Consider the following 20,891-nt stretch of genomic DNA (forward strand, 5'->3'; position numbering starts at 1 on the left):
CCTTTGACGGCCCCGCGCTGCCACAATCACCGACGTGCCATTCCGTAACGTCGCCATCGTCGCCCACGTCGACCACGGCAAGACCACCCTGGTGGACGCGATGCTGCGGCAGTCCGGGGCGCTGCACCACCGCGGCGACGACACCCAGGAACGCATCATGGACAGCGGTGACCTGGAGAAGGAAAAGGGCATCACCATCCTGGCCAAGAACACCGCGGTGCACCGCGTCAACCCGGATGGGACCGTCACGGTCATCAACGTGATCGACACCCCTGGGCACGCCGACTTCGGCGGCGAGGTGGAGCGCGGCCTGTCCATGGTGGACGGCGTGCTGCTGCTGGTCGACGCGTCCGAGGGGCCGCTGCCGCAGACGCGGTTCGTGCTGCGCAAGGCGCTGACCGCGCACCTTCCGGTGATCCTCGTCGTCAACAAGACCGACCGGCCCGACGCCCGCATCGCCGAGGTCGTCGACGCCAGCCACGACCTGCTGCTCGACGTCGCGTCCGACCTCGACGACGAGGCCGCCAAGGCCGCCGAACACGCGCTGGGCCTGCCCACGCTGTACGCGTCCGGGCGCGCGGGCATCGCGAGCACCGAGCAGCCCGCCGACGGCGAGGTACCCGCCGGCGACAACCTGGACCCGCTGTTCGACGTGCTGATGGAGCACATCCCGCCGCCGTCGGGGGACCCCGAGGCCCCGCTGCAGGCGCTGGTGACCAACCTCGACGCGTCGGCCTTCCTCGGCCGGCTCGCCCTGATCCGCATCTACAACGGCAAGCTGCGCAAGGGCCAGCAGGTCGCCTGGATGCGGGAGGTCGACGGCCTGCCCGTGATCACCAGCGCCAAGATCACCGAGCTGCTCGCGACCGAGGGCGTCGAGCGCAGCCCCACCGACGAGGCGATCGCCGGTGACATCGTGGCGGTGGCCGGGCTGCCCGAGATCATGATCGGGGACACCCTGGCCGACCCCGACCACGCCCACGCCCTGCCGCGCATCACGGTCGACGAGCCGGCGATCTCGGTGACCATCGGCACCAACACGTCGCCGCTGGCGGGCAAGGTGTCCGGTCACAAGCTGACCGCGCGCATGGTCCACAACCGCCTGGACACCGAGCTGGTCGGCAACGTGTCGATCCGGGTGGTGGACATCGGCCGGCCCGATGCGTGGGAGGTGCAGGGCCGCGGTGAGCTCGCGCTGGCGGTGCTGGTCGAACAGATGCGCCGGGAGGGCTTCGAGCTGACCGTCGGCAAGCCGCAGGTGGTGACCCGCACGATCGACGGTCAGCTGCACGAGCCGTTCGAGGCGATGACGATCGACTGCCCCGAGGAGTTCGTCGGCGCGATCACCCAGCTGATGGCCGCGCGCAAGGGCCGCATGGAGGAGATGACCAACCACGCGGCGGGCTGGGTCCGGATGGACTTCATCGTGCCCAGCCGCGGCCTGATCGGTTTCCGCACCGACTTCCTCACCATCACGCGCGGCACCGGGATCGCCAACGCGGTGTTCGACGGCTACCGGCCGTGGGCGGGGGAGATCCGCGCCCGCCACACCGGGTCGCTGGTCTCCGACCGATCCGGGGTCATCACGCCGTTCGCGCTGATTCAGCTCGCCGACCGCGGCCAGTTCTTCGTCGAACCGGGCCAGGACACCTACGAGGGCATGGTCGTCGGGATCAACCCGCGCGCCGAGGATCTCGACATCAACGTCACCCGGGAGAAGAAGCTCACCAACATGCGGTCCTCGACCGCGGACGTGATCGAGACCCTGGCCAAGCCGCTCGAACTCGACCTGGAACAGGCAATGGAGTTCTGCGCCCAGGACGAGTGCGTGGAGGTGACCCCGGAGATCGTCCGGGTGCGCAAGGTGGAGCTGGACGCCACATCCCGGGCCCGCAGCCGCTCGCGGGCCAAGGCCCGGGGTTGATCGCGCGTGCTTGGGCGGGCTGCTGGGCAGCTGCTCGATACCCTGATCGGCATGCCGAGCCGCGTCCGCCGACTATTCGTGACGGTCGGCGTGCTCGTCTCGCTCACCGGGCTGGCGCTCGCGGCGTGCACGGTGAACCCCCCGCCGGCGCCGCAGAGCACCGACACGCCGCACAACTCGCCACCACCTCCGCCGCGGCCCACCCAGATCATCATGGGCATCGACTCGATCGGCGCCGGCTTCAACCCGCACCTGCTGTCCGACCTGTCCCCGGTGAACGCGGCGATCAGCGCGCTGGTCCTGCCGAGCGCGTTCCGCCCGGTGCCCGATCCCGCCACGCCGACGGGCTCGCGCTGGGAGATGGACCCCACTCTGCTGGAGTCCGCCGACGTCACCAACCAGAACCCGTTCACGGTGACCTACAAGATCCGGCCGGAGGCGCAGTGGACGGACAACGCCCCGATCGCGGCCGACGACTTCTGGTACCTGTGGCACCAGATGGTCAGCCAGCCCGGCGTCGTCGACCCAGCCGGCTACGACCTCATCACCGGCGTGCAGTCGCTCGAGGGCGGCAAGCAGGCGGTGGTCACCTTCGCCCAGCCGTACCCCTCGTGGAAGGAGCTGTTCTCCAACCTCCTTCCGGCGCACATCGTCAAGGACGTGCCGGGCGGTTTCGCGGCCGGGCTGGCCCGGGCGCTTCCGGTGACCGGCGGCCAGTTCCGGGTCGAGAGCATCGATCCGCAGCGCGACGAGATCCTGGTGGCCCGCAACGACCGCTACTGGGGCCCACCGGCCAAGCCCGCGCTGATCCTCTTCCGGCGGGCCGGGGCGCCGGCCGCGCTGGCCGATTCGGTGCGCAACGGCGACACCCAGGTGGCCCAGGTGCATGGCGGTTCCGCGGCGTTCGCGCAGCTGTCCGCCATCCCCGACGTGCGGACGGCCCGGATCGTGACGCCGCGGGTGATGCAGCTGACGCTGCGCGCCAACGAGCCCAAGCTGTCCGACGCGCAGGTGCGCAAGGCGATCCTCGGGCTGCTGGACGTCGACCTGCTCGCGGCGGTGGGCGCGGGCAGTGACAACACCGTCACGCTGGACCAGGCCCAGATCCGGGCGCCCAGCGACCCGGGCTACGAGCCGACCGCGCCGCCCGCGATGACGACGCCGGCGGCGCTGGCCCTGCTGGAGGGCTCCGGCTACAAGGTCGAGGGCAACGCGTCGGGCTCGCCGGCGCCCACCCCGACGAACACCGGGGGACCGCCCGAGGTCATCCGCGGCCGGATCAGCAAGGACGGCCAACAACTTTCGCTGGTCATCGGCGTGGCCGCGAACGACCCGACGTCGGTCGCGGTGGCCAACACCGCCGCCGACCAATTGCGCAACGTCGGCATCGCGGCCAGCGTGCTGGCGCTGGACCCGGTCACGCTGTATCGCGACGCGCTGAACAACAACCAGGTGGACGCGATCGTCGGCTGGCATCAGGCGGGTGGGAACCTGGCCACGCGGCTGGCCTCGCGGTACGGCTGCCCGGCGCTGGAGTCCACGCAGGTGCCGACGTCCCCGGGGGCGCCCACCTCGGCGGCCCCGACGACCGGTCGGCCGGGCACCCCCGCCACCACGCCGTCGACCCAGCCCAGCCGGCCGGCGGACCCCAACGCGCTGGTGCAGGCGCCGTCCAACCTCACCGGCATCTGCGATCGCAGCGTCCAGTCGAACATCGACGCCGCGCTGAACGGGACGAAGAACATCAACGACGTGATCACCGCGGTCGAGCCGCGACTGTGGAACATGTCCACCGTGTTGCCGATCCTGCAGGACACCACGATCGTCGCCGCCGGCCCCAGCGTGCAGAACGTGGGCCTGTCGGGTGCGGTGCCGGTCGGCATCGTCGGCGACGCCGGCCAATGGATCAAGACCGGGCCCTGACCCGGCCCCGGCGGCTCGCTAGTCCAGGGCCGCTCGCGCCGCCCGCGGCGGCATCACGGCATCCACGATGAGCGCCAGCTCCCGCCGGTTGGGTGGCGACCCGGTCAGCAGGAAGTGCTGATTGATCAACGCCGGGCCGATGCGCGCGGTCAGCGGGGTGATCATGTCCGGGTCGAGGTCACCCTCCGCGACGGCGGCCTGCAGGATCGATTCGACGATCCGCAGCCGCGGCGCCACCACCGCGTCGGCGAAGATCGCGCGCATCTCGGGCTCGTGCAGCAGCTGGTTGACGGTGGCCATGCCGGGGAAGGCGGTCTTGCCGGCGCAGACGTCGCGGTGGGCGGTGAACACCGTCAGCAGGTTTTCCCGGGCCGAACGGCCGGGCCGCGCCTCGGGCAACGGCGGCAGGGTGTGCACCAACGCGGCGTGCACCAGCTCGCACTTGGTGGCCCACCGCCGGTACAGGGCCGCCTTACCGGTGTGGGCCCGCGCCGCGATTCCCTCCATCGTCAGTCCGCCGTACCCGACCTCCGCCAGCTCGGCCAGCGTGGCCTCGTAGAGCGCCCGTTCGAGGACCTCGCCCCGTCGGCGGCTCCGGCCGCCGGCCGGGGCGGTCTGGGTGAGCTGCGGCATTCCTCGATAGTAGCCGCATGCGTTCCTATCGCTACTGCTGCGGGTAGGGTGCCGTCATGCCCGACACTCCGCGGCTGCTGTTCGTCCACGCGCACCCCGACGACGAGAGCCTCAGCAACGGGGCGACCATCGCCCACTACACGGCCCGCGGGGCCGACGTGCGCGTCGTCACCTGCACGCTCGGCGAGGAGGGCGAGGTCATCGGGGACCGCTGGGCCGAGCTGGCCGTCGACCGCGCGGATCAGTTGGGGGGCTACCGCATCGGCGAGCTCACCGCGGCGCTGCACGCGCTGGGCGTCGACGCGCCCCACTACCTGGGGGGCGCCGGGCGCTGGCGCGACTCGGGCATGCGGGGCACGCCCCCGCGACGGCGCCAGCGCTTCATCGACGCCGACGAGCGGGAAACCGTCGGCGCGCTGGTCGCGGTCATTCGCGAGCAGCGCCCGCACGTGGTCGTGACCTACGACCCGGGCGGCGGCTACGGCCACCCCGATCACGTCCACGCCCACACGGTCACGACGGCCGCCGTGGCCGCTGCCGGTTTTAAGGCCGGCTCCGGCGACTTTCCGGGCGAGCCATGGACGGTGCCGAAGTTCTACTGGACCGTGGTGGCCGAGAGCGCCTTCGAGGCCGCGTGGGAGACGCTGGACGACAACGATCTGCTGCCGCACTGGGCGATTCCGCCGCGCGACGAGTTCGACTTCGGCTATTCGGACGACAAGATCGACGCCGTCGTCGAGGCGGGTCCGCTGGCGTGGGAGGCGAAGCGGGCGGCACTGGCCGCGCACGCCACCCAGGTGGTCATCGGCCCGACCGGCCGGACCTGTGCGCTGTCGAACAACATGGCGCTGCCGATCGTGGCGGAGGAGCACTATGTGCTGGCCGCCGGCGCGGCGGGCGAGCGCGACGAGCGCGGCTGGGAAACAGATCTGCTTGCGGGGCTTGATTTCAGCGCGGTCGACACGCGGTAGGCTTTTCGATCAGGCAGCCACGGAAGGACTTCGCATGGACCCCGACCTGGACCCTAATCAGCAGCATTGGCAGGACCGGCTCGACAGCCTGCAGTGGGTTATCGGCTCGATACTCTCCAACATCGACAGCGTCCCGACCTGACCGAAACGAAGCCGCGCGCCGCATCCACCGAGGACGCCGGCGCGACAGACCCCGCGATACGTTTCGTTGTCCTGGCGCTGCTCGCGGTCGACGGGGTCCTCTCCGCACTTGCCGGGGCCCTGCTGCTGCCGTCCTATATCGGGGCCGTCCCGTTTCCCATCAGTGGCCTGATTTCCGGCTTGGTCAACGCCGCGCTGGTGTGGGCCGCCGGGCGGTGGACCACGTCGTCGCGGCTGGCCGCGCTGCCGTTGTGGACGTGGCTGCTCACCGTGGCCGTGATCAGCATGGGCGGCCCGGCGGACGACGTCATCCTGGGCGGCCGCGGCCTGCTGGCCTACGGGGCCCTGCTGCTGATCGTGCTCGGTGTGGCGCCGCCGTTCTGGGTGCTGTGGCGGCGGGGTCGCGGGGCCTGAGGTTCGCGCGGGCCGGGATGTCCCGGGTTGCGGCCCTGACGCTACTGTTTACTGTTGCGCAGACGGGGCCCGCACGGGTCGGAGAAAATTTCACATGTTGGGACACGCGGATGAAATTCGATCGTGGGGAAGTTACACGAAGGTGCCGCTGACTCCGGGCGAGGAGCCTACCGCTCTTCCTAATCCTGTGGTTCCGCCTAAGACCAGCGCCTCGGCGCTGCGGCGGGTGTTGCGCCGCGCCCGAGACGGCGTCGCGCTCAACGTCGATGAGGCTGCCGTCGCGATGACCGCGCGGGGTGAAGACCTCGCGGCTTTGTGCGCGAGCGCGGCGCGGGTGCGCGACGCGGGCCTGACGTCGGCCGGCCGGCGCGGCCCCGGTGGCGGGCTGCCGATCACCTATTCGCGCAAGGTGTTCATCCCGGTCACCCATTTGTGCCGCGACACGTGTCATTACTGCACGTTCGTCACCGTGCCGGGCAAGCTGCGTGCGCAGGGGGCGGGGATGTATCTCGAGCCCGACGAAATCCTCGACATCGCCCGTCGCGGGGCCGAACTTGGTTGCAAGGAAGCGCTTTTCACCCTTGGCGACCGCCCCGAGGACCGGTGGCCGGAGGCGCAGCAGTGGCTCGGCGAACGCGGATATGACTCCACGCTGTCCTACGTGCGGGCCATGGCGATCCGGGTGCTCGAAGAGACCGGGCTGCTGCCGCACCTGAACCCCGGCGTGATGAGCTGGTCGGAGATGGCGCGGCTCAAGCCGGTGGCGCCGTCGATGGGCATGATGCTCGAGACCACGTCGCGTCGGTTGTTCGAAACGAAAGGGCTTGCGCACTACGGCAGTCCGGACAAGGATCCGGCGGTCCGGCTGCGCACGCTCACCGACGCCGGCCGGTTGTCCATTCCGTTCACGACCGGTCTGCTGGTCGGAATCGGCGAGACGCTGACCGAGCGGGCCGAGACCTTGCACGCGATTCGCAAGTCCCACAAGGAGTTCGGCCACGTCCAGGAAGTGATCGTGCAGAACTTCCGGGCCAAGGAGCACACCGCGATGGCCGCCGTCCCGGACGCGGGAATTGACGACTACCTGGCGACGGTGGCGGTCGCGCGGTTGGTGCTCGGTCCCGGCATGCGCATCCAGGCGCCGCCGAACCTGGTGTCCCGCGACGAGTGCCTGGCCCTGGTCGGCGCCGGGGTCGACGACTGGGGCGGGGTGTCGCCGCTGACGCCCGACCACGTGAACCCGGAGCGGCCGTGGCCCGCGCTCGACGAGCTGGCCGACGTCACCGCCGAGGCGGGATACGAACTGGTGCAGCGGCTGACCGCCCAGCCGAGATACGTGCAGGCGGGCGCGGCGTGGATCGACCCGCGGGTGCGCGGCCACGTCATGGCGCTGGCCGATCCGGCTACCGGGCTGGCCCGCGACGTCAACCCGGTGGGGCTGCCGTGGCAGGAGCCCGACGACGTCGCGTCCGCCGGGCGGACCGACCTCAACGAGGCGATCGACACCGAGGGCCGCGCGACCGAAGCCCGCAGCGACCTGGACAGCGCGTTCGGCGACTGGGAATCGATCCGCGCCCACGTCCACGAGTTGGCCGCACGGACCCCCGAGCGCATCGATACCGACGTGCTCGCCGCGCTGCGGGCGGCCGAGCGCAATCCCGCCGGCTGCACCGACGGCGAATACCTGGCGCTGGCCACCGCCGACGGGCCCGCGTTGGAAGCCGTTGCCGCGCTGGCGGATTCGCTGCGCCGCGACACCGTCGGTGACGATGTGACGTTCGTGGTGAACCGCAACATCAACTTCACCAACATCTGCTACACGGGTTGCCGGTTCTGCGCGTTCGCGCAGCGCAAGGGTGACGCCGACGCGTATTCGCTGTCGACGCAAGAGGTGGCCGACCGCGCGTGGGAGGCGCACGTCGAGGGCGCCACCGAGGTGTGCATGCAGGGCGGGATCGACCCCGAGTTGCCGGTCACCGGCTACGCCGATCTGGTCCGCGCCGTCAAGGCGCGGGTGCCGTCCATGCACGTGCACGCGTTCTCGCCCATGGAGATCGCCAACGGCGTGACCAAGAGCGGGCTGAGCGTGCGCGAGTGGCTGATCAGCCTGCGCGAGGCCGGACTGGACACCATCCCCGGCACCGCTGCCGAGATCCTGGACGACGAGGTGCGCTGGGTGCTCACCAAGGGCAAGCTGCCGACGTCGGAATGGATCGACATCGTCACCACCGCGCACGAGGTGGGCCTGCGCTCGTCGTCGACGATGATGTACGGCCACGTGGACAGCCCGCGGCACTGGGTCGCCCACCTCAACGTGCTGCGCGGGATCCAGGATCGCACCGGCGGGTTCACCGAGTTCGTGCCGCTGCCGTTCGTGCACCAGAGCTCGCCGCTGTATCTGGCCGGCGCCGCCCGGCCCGGTCCCACCCACCGCGACAACCGGGCCGTGCACGCGCTGGCGCGAATCATGTTGCACGGCCGGATATCCCAAATTCAGACCAGCTGGGTGAAGCTGGGCGTCGAGCGCACCCAGGTGATGCTCAACGGCGGCGCCAACGATCTGGGCGGCACGCTGATGGAGGAGACCATCTCGCGGATGGCCGGCTCGGAGCACGGGTCGGCCAAGACCGTCGAAGAGCTGACGGCCATCGCCGAAGGGATCGGGCGCCCGGCGCGTCAGCGCACCACGACGTACGCCCCGCGGGCGGCGTAGCGGCGCTTGCGTGTCACCGGCGGCGGGTATAACCGACGCCGTGAAGCAAGACATCGACCAGGACCGGTTCCCGGAGTGGCGGCCGTTCGTCGACGCGGTGCAGCGGCGGCGGCCCGACGCCGGAACCTGGTGTGAGGCATGGACAGTGCGCGACATCGTCATCCATCAGGCGGGCAACGCCGAGGAGCTCGCCCGGGTGCTGGGCGCGCACTTGGCCGGTGAAACCGTCGGCACGCGCTCCTTCGAGGAGCGCGAGGGACCGCTGCGCGCCCTGACCGACGCCCAGTTGTGGGACGCCCTGCTCGACCGGATGGCCACCCTGAGCGCCGTCTCGGCGGAGGCCGACGCCGTGCCGCAGGACACCGACGTGGCCTGGACGGGCCGCACGATGAAGGTGCCCTGGTTCGCCGAGCACATGCGCGAGGAGCTGGTGCTGCACGGCTGGGACATCACCGGTGATGATGCCGCCGCCCAGGCGCGGCTGGCCGAGCCCTGGATGACCACCCACAGCGTCCTGGCGGTCGGCAAGCCGCTGCTGGTCAAGGGCGCCAAGCGGCTACGGCCGGACGAACGCGTCGAGGCGCGGCTGCGGACCCCCGGCACCGACGACGTGTTGATCAGCGCCGAGGCGGACCGGACCGCCATCGAACTCAGGCAACCCGAGGGACCCGCCACGCTGGAAACCGATCCGGCCGCGCGCGTGCTGCTGCTCTGGGGGCGTAAGCCCGCGGACCCGTCGCGCATCTGCAGCCGCGTCGGACCGGAAACCCTGGGCCGCGTCCGCGGCCTGCTCAGCGGTTACTGACTCAGAAGTTGTTACAGGTGACGGCGACCTGGTTGATGTCGTCGTAGTACTTCATCGCCGACGGCATCGCCTGGATCTGCTGGGCCATCTGCTGGCGCTTCGGCGGCGGCGCGGCCAGGAAGTTGCGGATGTAGGACTGCGCGATCGGCGAGTTGTTCAGCTGCGCGGCCGCCGCCGGGTCGGTGGCGTTGAGCGCCGCGATCACCTGCCCGTAGTTGCACGTGGTGTTGATGATCGCGTCCGACGGGTCCGCGGATGCGATCCCGGCGCCGGCGGTCAACGCCACTGCAGCGCTACCCACCGCAACGGTCAATTTGGTCAACGACAGCCTCATGTGTGGACACCTTCCCCGTTAATGCACCGCTTTTAAAGGCGACGACATCTGCCCAGCGGTTGCCGTCTTCCGGTCGAGGCTACCAGGCGCCACGACCGTGCTTCCATCTCAACGAATATCGCCGAACCCGGCTGGACTGCGACTATGCGCAGGTCGGCGGCCCGGGGGCGGTGTTCGCCCTTGGCGAAACGGGCCCCGGTCGCGGCTTGCGAGACTGGTGGTCTTAAATCGTCGATTCAACGGGCGTGCCAAGTGGTTGACGTGTATGTGCAACGTCTAGTATCAGTAACCGAAAGCTTTGTCTGGAGCGGCCGGAAGCACCGGGCGCGAGCCGAAGAGCAGCCCACACCGCAGTACATGGAGGAGACGTCTGTGACCTACACGATCGCCGAGCCCTGTGTCGACATCAAAGACAAGGCATGCATCGAGGAGTGCCCCGTCGACTGCATCTACGAGGGCGCGCGGATGCTGTACATCCACCCCGACGAGTGTGTCGACTGCGGTGCGTGCGAGCCCGTCTGCCCCGTCGAAGCGATCTACTACGAAGACGACGTGCCCGAGCAGTGGAGCCAGTACACGCAGATCAACGCCGACTTCTTCACCGAGCTCGGGTCGCCGGGCGGCGCCGCCAAGGTCGGCATGACCGAGAACGACCCGCAGGTGGTCAAGGACCTGCCGCCGCAGGGCGAGGGCGACTGAGCGGGCCGGTGCTGGATAAGCCCGGGGCGCGGCCGCGAGCCACCCGCGGGCGGGTCTCGGCGGCCCTGCCGGAATTCCCCTGGGACACACTGGCTGGGGCGAAGGCGCTGGCTGTCGCGCATCCCGACGGCATCGTCGACCTGTCCGTCGGCACCCCGGTGGACCCGGTCGCGCCGGTGATCTCCGACGCGTTGGCGGCCGCCGGTTCCGCGTCCGGCTACCCCGCCACCGCCGGCACCCCGCGACTGCGCGAGGCGGCGGTCGCCGCCCTGGCGCGGCGCTTCGGCATCACGGGGCTGACCGAGGCCGCCGTCCTGCCGGTGATCGGAAGCAAGGAACTCATCGCCTGGCTGCCGAGCCTGCTCGGACTCGGGCCCGCGGACGCGATCGTGGTGCCCGAGCTGGCGTACCCGACCTACGACGTCGGGGCCCGGCTGGCCGGCGCGACGGTGCTGCGCGCGGATTCGCTGACCCAGCTCGGCCCGCAATCGCCGGCCCTGGTCTACCTGAACTCGCCGAGCAACCCCACCGGGCGTGTGCTGGGCGTCGACCACCTGCGCAAGGTGGTCGGCTGGGCGCGCGACCGGGGCAGCATCGTGGCCTCCGACGAGTGCTACCTGGGGCTGGGCTGGGAGGCCCAACCGCTGTCCATCCTGCATCCCTCGGTGTGCGACGGCGACCATGCCGGGCTGCTCGCGATCCACTCGCTGTCGAAGAGCTCGTCGCTGGCCGGCTACCGCGCCGGGTTCGTCGCCGGTGACCCCGATCTGGTGGCCGAGCTGCTGGCGGTGCGCAAACACGCCGGGATGATGGTCCCGACGCCGGTGCAGGCGGCCATGGTGGCCGCCCTCGACGACGACGCCCACGAGCGGGCGCAGCGCGAACGGTACGAGCGGCGGCGGGCCGCGTTGCTGCCGGCCCTGCGCGCCGCCGGATTCGCCGTCGAGGATTCCGAGGCCGGCCTGTACCTGTGGGCCACCCGCGCCGAGCCATGCGCCGACAGCGTCACCTGGCTGGCCGAACGGGGCATCCTGGTGGCGCCCGGCCACTTCTACGGCCCGCGCGGCGCACAGCACGTCCGCGTCGCGCTGACGGCCACCGACGAGCGGATCGCCGCCGCGGTGCACCGGCTCGCCTAGCAAGCCGCCACCGGGACGGCGGCGACCGTGCACAATGCATCGGAGGTGTTCGCCCGCTCGAGTTAAGGACGGTGGTCGTGACCACGTCGGCCGGCAAGCTACGGATCCCGCTTTCGGTCGGGGACATCGCCAAGCGGGTGTTCCTGGGCAAGCCGCTGGTCACCGAGGACATCGCCTCCGAGAAGTTGTCGAATCCAGTTGCCCTGGGCGCGCTTTCGCCGGACGCGGTCTCGTCCGTCGCTTATGGCCCCGAGCAGATCCTGATCGAGTTGCTGCCCCACGCGGGGCTGGCCGCCTTCGTGTTGTTGCTTCCGATCACCGGTGTCATCCTGCTCATCCTGGTGCTGGTGGCCGCCTCGTATCGCCAGGTGGTGATGGCGTACACCCGAGCGGGCGGCTCCTACATCGTCGCCCGCGAGAATTTCGGTCCCCGGGTGGCGCAGATCGCCGCCGCCGCGCTGCTGATCGACTACGTGGTCACCGTCGCGGTGCAGTCGGCGGCCGGGACGGTCGCGGTGGTGTCGGCCGTCCCCTCGCTGGGCCCGTACAGCCTGGAAATCACGGTCGGGGTGGTGCTCGCCATCTGCTACGCGAACCTGCGTGGGCTGAAGGAGGCGGGCCTGCCGTTCGCGCTCGCCACCTACGCCTTCATCGGCATGGTCGGCCTGACCATCGTGGTCGGCGTCATCCGCGCGGCCCTGGGCAATCTGCCGATCTACGATCCCGCGCACCTGTCCGGAACCGTGCCCGTTCACCAGGGCAACGGCCTGGTGCTGGGGGCCACGATCTTGGTGTTGCTGCGAGCCTTCGCCAACGGGGGCTCGTCCCTGACGGGGGTGGAGGCCATCTCCAACACCGTGGATCACTTCCGAAAGCCTCAGGGCCGCAACGCCCGCCGAGTGCTCACCGCCATGGCCACCATCCTCGGCCTGCTGCTGGCCGGCGTCGCCTATCTGGCCCACGTCACACACGCCACGCCGTATCTCACCGAATACCCGTCGGTGCTCTCGCAGATCGGGCGCGCCGTCTTCGGCAACGGCGTGCTCGGCAATGTCTTCTACACCCTGGTCCAGGCCGCGACAGCCGCCATCCTGTTCACCGGCGCGAACACCAGCTTCAACGGATTCCCGGCGCTGGCCAGTTTCGTCGCCGAGGACCGCTTCCTGCCGCGCCAACTCACCAAACGCGGGCACCGGCTGGTCTTTTCGAACGGCATCATCACCCTGACCGCGCTGTCGGTGCTGCTGCTCGTGGTGACGGGCGGCTCGGTCAACGCGCTGGTCCCGTTCTACGCGATCGGCGTGTTCACCGGGTTCTCGATGGCCGGCTACGGCATGACCAAACACCATCTGACGCACCGCGAACCGGGATGGCGCCGCCGCCTGGCGATCAACCTGTCCGCGGCGATCCTGTCCACGATCGTCGTCGGCATCTTCGCGGTCGCGAAATTCACCGAGGGCGCGTGGCTGGTGGTCGTGGTTTTCCCGCTGCTGGTGTTCATCCTGACCCGGCTCAACCGCGAATACCGCGCCGAGGCCGCCATTCTCGAGATGTTCCGCACCGACCGCCCGGAGCTGGTGAAGTACGCGCGGCACCGGGTGTTCGTGTTCGTCGACTCCGTCGACCTGGCGGTGATCGAAGCGTTGCGCTACGGCAGGGGACTGCGTGCCGACGAGCTGACGGCGGTGCACTTCATGGTGGACCCGGCCCACGCCGCCGTCCTGCGAAAGCGTTGGGACCACTTCGATCTGGATACCCCGCTGCGGGTCGTCGATTGCCCGGACCGGCGGATCATCCGGGCCGCGCAGCTGTTTGTCGCCAAGGCCCGCGACGAACAAGCGCGCACCAACGTGACCGTGCTCCTGCCGCGCCGGACCTTCGGGCGGCTGCTGGGGCGGCTGTTGCACGACCGCACCGCGGACAAGATCTCCAGCGCGGTGAGCCTGATCCCCGACGCGGCGGCGACCATCGTGCCGTACGACGTGGAATCGCGGATCAGGGAGGCCTACCCCGACACCGTCGAGCAACGGATCGCCGGCGAGATCGACAAGCTCGAGGCGTGGGTGTCCAAGGGTGAGGACGAGAAGGTGGACGCCTACGAGCACCCGGAGCGCCCGGCGTCGGTCATCCTGGTGGCCGGCCTGATCTCCGGCCAACGGGCCACCGTCGAGGGCCGGGTCAGCGAGGTCGAGGACGTCAACGACCGGGGGCGCACCCTGCGCGAGGTCGTCGTCGGGGACAACAGCGGGGAATTGACGATCACCTTCCGGCCCGGCCACGGTGGCGCCGACATCCAGCCCGGCCAGGTTTTGCGGGTCAGCGGGAAGGCCCGGCAATCGGGCACCCGGCCCATCACGATGGTGGACCCGACCTATCGGGTGATCGAGGACCCGGCCGACGCCGTCGGATCCGGCGAATCCGACAAATCCGGTGATGGCGGAGAGACATAACCTTCGCGAATAAGGTTCCCCGCCAAGTCCTTTCGCCCCCGCGCGTGCGGGCACGCCAGCGCCACCCGAGTTTCGCCCGATGTCGACCCGAGACCGGTTGTGCGCCCGAAATTTTCCAACCGCGCAGCGCACGGAGTTCGGGTCGCTAAGCTGATACCGCACTTTACGAATCCTGAGCCCGGATGCGTGAGCGGTGGTGCGCCCATGCGCACGGGGGGGCTCTGCCGAGCATTCGTACGGCCGCCGACCGCCCACCAGCGGAGAACAGGGGACCGCACGTTGCCTCTCGCGAACGCCACCCCCGTTGCCGTGATCGGCATGGCCTGCCGGCTTCCCGGCGGCATCGACTCGCCGCAACAGCTGTGGGACGCGTTGTTGCGCGCAGAGGATTTCGTCGGCGAGATTCCCGCCGACCGGTGGGACGCCGACCTGTATTACGACCCCGAGCCCGGAGTGCCGGGCCGGTCGGTGACGCGGTGGGGGGCCTTCCTGGACGACGTCGGCGGTTTCGACTGCGATTTCTTCGGCATGACCGAGCGCGAGGCCACCGCGATCGACCCGCAGCACCGGTTGCTGCTGGAGACGTCCTGGGACGCCATCGAGCACGCGGGCCTCGATCCCGCGGGTCTGGCCCACTCGCAGACCGGGGTCTTCGTCGGACTGACCCACGGCGATTACGAACTGCTCTCCGCCGACTGCGGTGCCGCCGAGGGGCCGTACGGATTCACCGGGACTTCCAACAGCTTCGCCTCGGGGCGGGTCGCCTACACGCTGGGTTTGCACGGCCCGGCGGTCACCGTGGACACCGCGTGCTCGTCGGGGTTGATGGCCGTCCACCAGGCCTGCGGCAGCCTGAACAGCGGGGAAAGCGACCTTGCCCTCGCGGGGGGCGTCGCCGTGACGCTGGAACCGCGCAAGTCCGTGTCGGGCTCGCTGCAGGGCATGCTGTCGCCGACCGGCCGCTGCCACGCCTTCGACGTGGCGGCCGACGGCTTCGTGTCCGGCGAGGGCTGCGTCATGCTGCTGCTCAAGCGGCTCGACGACGCGCAGCGCGACGGTGACCGCATCCTGGCCGTGCTGCGCGGCACCGCCGCGAACCAGGACGGCCGCACCGTGAACATCGCGGCGCCGTCGGAAACCGCCCAGGTGGGCGTCTACCGCAAGGCCCTGGCGGCCGCCGGCGTCGACCCGGCCACCGTTGGCTTCGTCGAGGCGCACGGGACCGGCACGCCGGTCGGCGATCCCATCGAGTACTCGAGCCTGGCCGCCGTGTACGGGACCGAGGGGCCGTGCGCGCTGGGCTCGGTGAAGACGAACTTCGGCCACCTGCAGTCGACGTCGGGACCGCTGGGGCTGATGAAGGCGATCCTCGCGCTGCGGCACGGCATGGTGCCGCGGAACCTGCACTTCACCCGCCTGCCCGACGGGATGGCCGAGATCGAAACCGAACTCTTTGTGCCGCAGGCCAATACGTCCTGGCCCACCGACGGTCACCACCCGCGCCGCGCCGCGGTGTCGTCGTACGGCATATCCGGCACGAACGTGCACGCCGTCTTGGAGGAGGCGCCGCCGCACGGTGCGGGGGAGCCGGCGCCGGTTAGCGCCGCGGCGTTGCTGTTTGCCGTGTCGGCCACGTCGGCCGAACAGTTGCGTGCCACGGCCGCCCGCCTCGCGGCCTGGGTCGACGAGCACGCCGGCGCCGTAAGCATGCGCGACCTCGGCTACACCCTGGCGCGCCGGCGCGCGCACCGGCCGGTGCGGACGGTGGTGTCGGCGAGCGACTTCGGTGAGCTGAGCGCGGCCCTGCGCGACGTCGCCGACGGCGATTTGCCCTACCAGCCCGCCGTCGGGCAGGACGATCGTGGGCCCGTGTGGGTGTTCTCCGGGCAGGGTTCGCAATGGCCGAGGATGGGCGCCGAACTGCTGGCGAGGGAGCCGGTGTTCGCCGCGACGATCGCCACGTTGGAGCCGCTGATCGCCGCGGAATCGGGTTTCTCGGTCACCGAGGCCATGTCGGCGCCGGAGGTGGTCACCGGCATCGACCGCGTGCAGCCGACGATCTTCGCGATGCAGGTCGCCCTGGCCGAGACGATGAAGTCCTACGGGGTGCGCCCCGGCGCCGTGATCGGGCATTCGCTCGGTGAATCCGCCGCGGCGGTCGTCGCCGGCGGCCTGTCGCTCGAAGACGGCGTGCGCGTCATCTGCCGCCGCTCGGCGCTGATGGCGCGCATCGCCGGCAGCGGCGCCATGGCGTCGGTGGAACTGGCCGGCCAACAGGTGCTCTCGGAACTGTCCATCCGCGGCATCACCGACGTGGTCCTGTCGGTGGTCGCCTCGCCCACGTCGACGGTCGTGGGCGGCGACGCGCAGACGATCCGGGATCTGGTCGCGGCCTGGAGCGAGCAGGACGTGCTGGCGCGTGAGGTGGCGGTGGACGTGGCCTCGCACTCGCCGCAGGTGGAACCGATCCTCGACGAACTCCTCGAGGCCCTCGCCGGCCTCGAGCCGAGGGAGTCCGACGTTCCCTACTACTCGGCCACGCTGTGGAACCCCCGCGAACGCCCGTCGTTCACCGCCGACTACTGGGCCGAAAACTTGCGCCACACCGTGCGATTCGCGGCGGCGGTACAGGCCGCCCTCAAGGACGGGTTCCGCGTCTTCGGGGAGCTGGCGCCGCATCCGTTGCTCACCCATGCCGTCGAGCAGAACGCCGGCGCCCTCGACACGCCGATCGCGGCGCTGGCGGCCATGCGCCGGGAGCAAGAGCTGCCGGCCGGATTGCGTGGTTTCGTCGCCGACGTGCACAGCGCCGGCGCCGCGGTCGACTTCTCGGTGCAGTACCCCACCGGCCGCCTGCTGGACGCCCCGCTCCCGGCCTGGACGCACCGCACCCTGATGTTGCGCCGCGAGGCAAAAGAGCAGGCGCACGGCGCGTCGGTCCACGCCGTCCATCCGCTGCTGGGTGCGCACGTCCACCTGCACGAGGAACCCGAGCGCCACGTCTGGCAGTCCGACGTCGGCACCGAGGCGCACCCATGGCTCGGCGACCACCAAATCCACCGCGTGGCAGCGCTTCCCGGTGCCGCCTACTGCGAAATGGCGCTGGCCGCCGCGCGGGCGACCCTCGGCGGCCAGGCCGAGGTCCGCGACATCACGTTCGACCAGACGCTGTTGCTGGACGGGCAGACTCCGGCATCGTCGACCGCCACGGTCACCGCTCCCGGCGTCCTGGAATTCACCGTGGACACCCACGCCGACGGCGAACGCGTTCGCCGGGCGGCCGCGGTCCTGCACGCCCCACCGGTAACCGATGGGGCCGCGCCGCGGCAGCCGCCCGCCCGCGACCTGGTCACGTTGATCGCCAATCACCCGTCCGGCACCGACGGCGGCGAACTGCGAAAGGCGTTCGGCGCCATCGGAATTCAGTACGGCCCGGCCTTCTCGGGCCTGGCCGCGGCGCGCAACTCCGATGCGGGCGCGGGTACCGTGCTTGCCGAGGTGGCGCTACCCGGAGCGATCCGCTCCCAGCAGTCGGGTTACGGCATCCACCCCGCGCTGCTGGACGCGTGCTTCCAGTCGGTCGTCGTTCATCCCGAGGTGCAGAAGGCGAGCGCGGAGGGTCTGCTGCTACCGGTCGGCGTGCGCCGCCTGCGCAGTCATGCCTCGACGCGCAACGCGCAATACTGCCTCGCGCGGGTAACGTCGTCGCGCCCCGGCGAGTGCGAGGCGGACATCGACGTGCTGGACTCCTCCGGCGCCGTGCTGCTGACCGTCGAGGGGCTGCGCCTGGCCGGTGGCGCCGCCGAGGGCGACCGGGCGCGCCGGCTGCTGGGCGAGCGGTTGTTGACCATCGAATGGGAGACCCGCAGGCTTCCCGACCCGTCGCGCGGCGAGCCCGGATCGTGGCTGCTGCTCAGCGCCGGTGAGGTGACCGATCCGCTGACGGCGCAACTCGGCGAGGCGTTGTCCGACGGCGCCCAATGCACCACGGTGGCGCTGCCGCCCGGGTCGGCGAAGACCCCACAGCTGCGCACGCTGCTGGCGAGAAACGGCCCGGCCGCCTCGAACGGGCACGGGCCGCTCAAGGGCCTGACCGGTGTCGTCGTGGTGACCGCGCCACCCGCCGGCGACGCCGACCCGACCCGGGGCGGCCGCGACTACGTCTCGCACCTGGCGACCATCGCCCGCGAGCTCTCCGAGTTGCCGGGCGAATCACCCCGGCTCTTCGTGGTGACCAGGAACGCCGCGAACGTGACCACCGGCGACGTGGCCAACCTGGAGCAGACCGGGCTGCGCGGGCTGCTGCGGGTGATCGATTCCGAGCACCCGCACCTGAGCGCCACCCAGATCGACGTCGAGGCCGCGACCGATGCCAAACATGTTGCCCTGCAGCTGAAGAGCGGCTCGGAGGAGGACGAGACCGCCTGGCGGCACGGCGAGTGGCACACCGCGCGGCTGCGGTCGGCTCCGCTGCGTCCGGCCGACCGCCAGACCACCGTCGTCGACCACGAGCGGGACGGCGTGCGCCTGCAGATCCGCACCCCGGGCGACCTCGAATCGCTGGAGTTCGTCGCGTTCGACCGCGTCCCGCCCGGGCCGGGGGAGATCGAGGTCGCCGTCACCGCGTCCACCATCAACTTCGCCGATGTGCTGCTCGCCTTCGGCCGCTATCCCACCTTCGAGGGCTACCAGCAGCAGTTGGGCGGCGACTTCGCCGGGGTGGTCACCGCCGTCGGGCCGGACGTCACCGGGCCTAGGGTGGGTGATCGGGTCGGCGGCATCTCCCGCAACGGCTGCTGGGGCACGTTCGTCATCGCCGACGCGCGGCACGCGGTCGTCCTGCCGCCCGGCCTGCCGCTGGACGCCGCGGCCGCGGTACCCACCGCCGCGGCGACCGCGTGGTACGGGCTGCACGATCTGGCCCGGGTCGCACCCACCGACAAGGTCCTCATCCACTCCGGCACCGGTGGCGTCGGGCAGGCCGCCATCGCGATCGCCCGCGCCGCCGGTTGCGAGATCTTCGCCACCGCGGGCAGCCCGCAGCGCCGGCAACTGCTGCGCGACATGGGAATTGAACACGTCTACGATTCGCGCAGCACGGAGTTCGCCGAGCAGATCCGCCGGGACACCGACGGTTACGGCGTCGACGTGGTGCTCAACTCGCTGCCCGGCGCCGCGCAGCGCGCGGGAATCGAATTGCTGGCCTTCGGCGGCCGGTTCATCGAGCTGGGCAAGCGCGACATCTACGGCGACACCCGCCTTGGGCTTTATCCGTTCCGCCGCAACCTGTCCCTGTTCGCGGTCGACCTGGCGCTGCTGACGGTCACCCATCCCGAGACGGTCCGACGGCTGCTGACCACGGTGTACCAGCGCACGGGCGACGGCGAGTTGCCGCGGCCGCGGACCACCCACTTCCCGATCCACGACGCGGCCGCCGCGGTCCGGCTGGTCGGCGCCGCCGGCCACACCGGCAAGGTGGTGCTCGACGTGCCGCGGGCCGGGCGCAGCGTGGCCACGGTTCCCCCGGAACAGGTGCGGCCGTTCCGCGGCGACGGCGCCTACATCGTCACCGGCGGTATCGGCGGGCTGGGACTGTTCCTGGCCGGTGAGATGGCCTCCCGGGGAGCCGGGCGGCTCGTGCTCAACTCCCGTTCGGCGCCCGACGCGCGGGCGCGGCAAGCCATTGAGCGCCTGACCGCCGGCGGGGCCGACATCGTGGTGGAGTGTGGCGACATCGCCGAGCCGGGCACGGCCGCACGCCTGGTGGCGTGCGCGACCGCGACGGGACTGCCGGTGCGCGGCGTGTTGCACGCGGCGGCGGTGGTCGAGGACGCCACGCTGACCAACGTCACGGACGAACTGGTCGAACGGTGCTGGGCGCCAAAGGTTTACGGTGCCTGGAACCTGCATCACGCCACGGCGGGGCAGCCGCTGGACTGGTTCTGCGCGTTCTCGTCGGCGGCCGCGCTCGTCGGCTCCCCGGGGCAGGGCGCCTACGCGGCGGCCAACAGCTGGCTGGACGCGTTCGCGCACTGGCGCCGCGCGCAGGGGCTGCCGGGCAGCGCGATCGCCTGGGGCGCGTGGTCCGAGGTGGGGCGGGCCACCGCCCTGGCGGAGGGCGCCGGCATCGCCATCAAGCCCGCCGAGGGCTTCCACGCCTTCGAGTCGCTGCTGCGCTACGACCGCGCTTACTGCGGCTACGCGCCGATCACGGGAACGCCGTGGTTGACCTCGTTCGCGCAGCGCAGCCGGTTCGCCGAGGCGTTCCGGTCGTCGGGTCAGGGCGACCCGGACACGGGCAGATTCCTCGCCGAGCTCAAGGGGTTGCCCCGCGAGGAATGGCCCACCGCCATCCGTCGGCTGGTGTCCGGCCAGATCAGCCTGTTGCTCAGGCGCACAATCGATCCCGATCGTCCCCTGTCCGACTACGGGCTGGATTCGCTCGGCAATTTGGAACTGCGCACCCGCATCGAAACCGAAACGGGCGTGCGCATCAGCCCCACCAAGATCACCACCGTGCGGGATCTGGCGGAGCATCTGTGCGACGAGCTCGCCGCCACCGAACTCGCACCGTCGGCATCCTGACGCAATTCGACTCATCGCGGTCGTAACCGTTGCCGTCACGGTCGGGCAAGGCCACCCCGCGGCCAGGCGAGCCGGCAGCCGCCGCGCGGTGGCGGGGCCCGTCAAATCTCCTGTAAATTGGCCATCTTAAGTAGCCGAATGGCTACAACCCGGTTTGACT

12 protein-coding genes are annotated in these 20,891 nt (G+C 70.8%); 10 read left to right on the forward strand and 2 right to left on the reverse strand.

The genetic code is table 11. The annotated features are described in order from the left end of the window. The first annotated feature begins 34 nt into the window (after positions 1–34). Both typA and A5680_RS10410 read left to right on the forward strand, forming a co-directional pair. Positions 35–1,924: a translational GTPase TypA gene (gene typA / locus A5680_RS10405; RefSeq protein WP_067818930.1), complete on the forward strand. Its 1,890-nt coding sequence runs from the start codon at positions 35–37 to the stop codon at positions 1,922–1,924. A 45-nt stretch (positions 1,925–1,969) separates the two neighbouring features. Continuing rightward, complete coding sequence (locus A5680_RS10410) at positions 1,970–3,847, forward strand: ABC transporter family substrate-binding protein (RefSeq protein ID WP_197280994.1); 1,878 nt, start codon at positions 1,970–1,972, stop codon at positions 3,845–3,847. Between the two features lie 18 nt (positions 3,848–3,865). Here A5680_RS10410 and A5680_RS10415 read toward each other — a convergent pair whose 3' ends face one another. Further along, positions 3,866–4,480 (reverse strand): TetR/AcrR family transcriptional regulator, encoded by a 615-nt coding sequence (locus A5680_RS10415; protein ID WP_055398831.1) that lies wholly within the window; start codon positions 4,478–4,480, stop codon positions 3,866–3,868. Between the two features lie 56 nt (positions 4,481–4,536). On the opposite strand from A5680_RS10415, the gene mshB reads away from it, so the two are divergent. The 4 genes from mshB to A5680_RS10435 all read left to right on the forward strand — a co-directional run bounded on the left by mshB (position 4,537) and on the right by A5680_RS10435 (position 9,524). Continuing rightward, on the forward strand, positions 4,537–5,451 hold the full coding sequence (mshB, locus tag A5680_RS10420; protein WP_067818933.1) for an N-acetyl-1-D-myo-inositol-2-amino-2-deoxy-alpha-D-glucopyranoside deacetylase: 915 nt from the start codon (positions 4,537–4,539) through the stop codon (positions 5,449–5,451). Positions 5,452–5,544: 93 nt separating this feature from the next. Continuing rightward, positions 5,545–6,006, forward strand: coding sequence for a hypothetical protein (locus A5680_RS10425; protein ID WP_055398826.1), 462 nt, complete (start codon positions 5,545–5,547; stop codon positions 6,004–6,006). Positions 6,007–6,100: 94 nt separating this feature from the next. After that, positions 6,101–8,719, forward strand: a complete 2,619-nt coding sequence (locus A5680_RS10430; protein WP_082970329.1) for a bifunctional FO biosynthesis protein CofGH — start codon at positions 6,101–6,103, stop codon at positions 8,717–8,719. A gap of 40 nt (positions 8,720–8,759) precedes the next feature. Further along, positions 8,760–9,524, forward strand: coding sequence for a maleylpyruvate isomerase N-terminal domain-containing protein (locus tag A5680_RS10435; protein ID WP_067818938.1), 765 nt, complete (start codon positions 8,760–8,762; stop codon positions 9,522–9,524). Between the two features lies 1 nt (position 9,525). On the opposite strand, the gene A5680_RS10440 is transcribed toward A5680_RS10435, so the two are convergent. Further along, complete coding sequence (locus A5680_RS10440; protein ID WP_055398820.1) at positions 9,526–9,858, reverse strand: hemophore-related protein; 333 nt, start codon at positions 9,856–9,858, stop codon at positions 9,526–9,528. A gap of 372 nt (positions 9,859–10,230) precedes the next feature. Between A5680_RS10440 and fdxA the strand changes: the two genes are divergently transcribed. The 4 genes from fdxA (at position 10,231) to pks2 (ending at position 20,731) form a co-directional block, all read left to right on the forward strand. Continuing rightward, positions 10,231–10,557: a ferredoxin gene (gene fdxA / locus A5680_RS10445; RefSeq protein WP_055398945.1), complete on the forward strand. Its 327-nt coding sequence runs from the start codon at positions 10,231–10,233 to the stop codon at positions 10,555–10,557. Between the two features lie 11 nt (positions 10,558–10,568). After that, the gene (dapC, locus tag A5680_RS10450; protein WP_156675059.1) at positions 10,569–11,696 is read left to right on the forward strand and encodes a succinyldiaminopimelate transaminase; all 1,128 of its coding nucleotides are present in this window, start codon (positions 10,569–10,571) and stop codon (positions 11,694–11,696) included. Positions 11,697–11,773: 77 nt separating this feature from the next. Continuing rightward, positions 11,774–14,146: an APC family permease gene (locus tag A5680_RS10455; RefSeq protein WP_067818981.1), complete on the forward strand. Its 2,373-nt coding sequence runs from the start codon at positions 11,774–11,776 to the stop codon at positions 14,144–14,146. A 279-nt stretch (positions 14,147–14,425) separates the two neighbouring features. Continuing rightward, positions 14,426–20,731 (forward strand): type I polyketide synthase, encoded by a 6,306-nt coding sequence (gene pks2, locus A5680_RS10460; RefSeq protein WP_156675058.1) that lies wholly within the window; start codon positions 14,426–14,428, stop codon positions 20,729–20,731. The last annotated feature ends 160 nt before the right edge of the window (positions 20,732–20,891 follow it).

The sequence above is a fragment of the Mycobacterium sp. E2989 genome (assembly GCF_001667595.1).
In the GTDB taxonomy this organism is placed as follows: domain Bacteria; phylum Actinomycetota; class Actinomycetes; order Mycobacteriales; family Mycobacteriaceae; genus Mycobacterium.